The 1381-nt window shown below is 41.1% G+C and carries 1 pseudogene; it reads left to right on the top strand.

Features of this window, described 5'->3' with window-relative positions:
• Positions 1–105 precede the first annotated feature (105 nt).
• Positions 106–1381, top strand: a pseudogene (locus OGM63_RS28210) (RNA-guided endonuclease InsQ/TnpB family protein); the annotation flags it as partial.

The following is a 1381-nucleotide window of genomic DNA, read 5'->3' as shown; positions in this document are numbered from 1 at the left end:
TTTTACCGAAAAGTTGGGTCTAAAGCCCCGTCCTTGCAGGACGGCTTTTTATTATATTCGCTCTATCTTATACCAATTGTGATAGCATAAGACGGGAGGTGGAAAATGCTTGTTTTTGAGTTCAAAGCTTATGGAAAGTCAGCCCAAATGACGGCAGTTTCGGATGCAATTCGGACTGCACAGTTCATTCGTAATAGCTGTATTCGCCTATGGATGGATGTAAAAGGTACAGGTAAAAACGATTTGCAGAAATATTGTGCTGGAAAAAGCGGCTAATTTTCCCTTTGCTAACGAACTTAATTCAATGGCTAGACAAGCTAGTGCAGAACGAGCATGGAGTTCAATTAATCGTTTTTTGGAGAATTGTAGGAAAGGTATTCTGGGCAAGAAGGGATTTCCACAGTTTCAAAAAGACTGTCGCTCTGTTGAGTATAAAACTTCGGGTTGGAAATTAGAAGATAACCGTAAATTTATCACTTTCACTGATAAAAAAGGTATCGGTAGGTTAAAACTCAAAGGGACTCGTGACCTGCACTTCTATCAAATAAACCAAATTAAACGGGTGAGACTGCTAAAACGTGCAGACGGTGCTTATGTTCAATTTTGTATTGATGTTAATCGTCAAGAGAATATAGAGTCATCTGGTAACACAATTGGTTTAGATGTCGGCTTAAAGGAATACTACACCGACTCGAATGGGTTGATGGTAGAAAATCCCAAATTTCTTCGTCAAGGCGAAAAAGTTCTTAAACATTCTCAACGTCGAGTTTCCAGAAAAGTAAAAGGTTCTAAAAATAGAGGCAAAGCTAGACAGATTTTAGGAAAACGCCACCTCAAAATAAGTAGGCAATCGTATTGCACCATGCAATAAAGCTTGCACGGTGCGTAGTTCAGTCTAACGCGAAGTCTGCCACATCGAATCCTCGACGTGGCGAGCTTCGCGACTTGATCGCTTATGAGGATTTGAGGGTAAAAAATCTGGTGAAAAATCATTGTTTAGCTAAATCTATAAATGACGCATCCTGGTATCAGTTTCGTGTCTGGCTTGAATATTTTGGTAAAGTATTCAAGAAAGTCACGGTTGCGGTTAACCCCCAATATACGAGCCAGGAATGCTCTAGCTGTGGCGAAATTGTTAAGAAAACTCTATCTACTAGGACACACGTTTGTAAATGTGGTTGTGTAATGGATAGAGATGAAAACGCAGCTATAAATATCCTTAGTCGAGGATTGGGTACGGTAGGGCATACCGGAACCTTCATGGCTTTCATGAGCAACGCTTGGGGAGATGAAACCTCTACTCAATAAGAGCGCAAGCCTGGTTGAGCAAGTTATGTCTGAGATTCAAGAATCCCCGTGCGTTTACGCCGGGGAGTGTCAA

This window comes from Plectonema radiosum NIES-515 (genome assembly GCF_025753815.1).
Lineage (GTDB): Bacteria > Cyanobacteriota > Cyanobacteriia > Cyanobacteriales > Nostocaceae > Hassallia > Hassallia radiosum_A.
The sequence above is the reverse complement of the archived record's forward strand: the minus strand, read 5'-3'. Positions and strand labels throughout refer to the sequence as shown.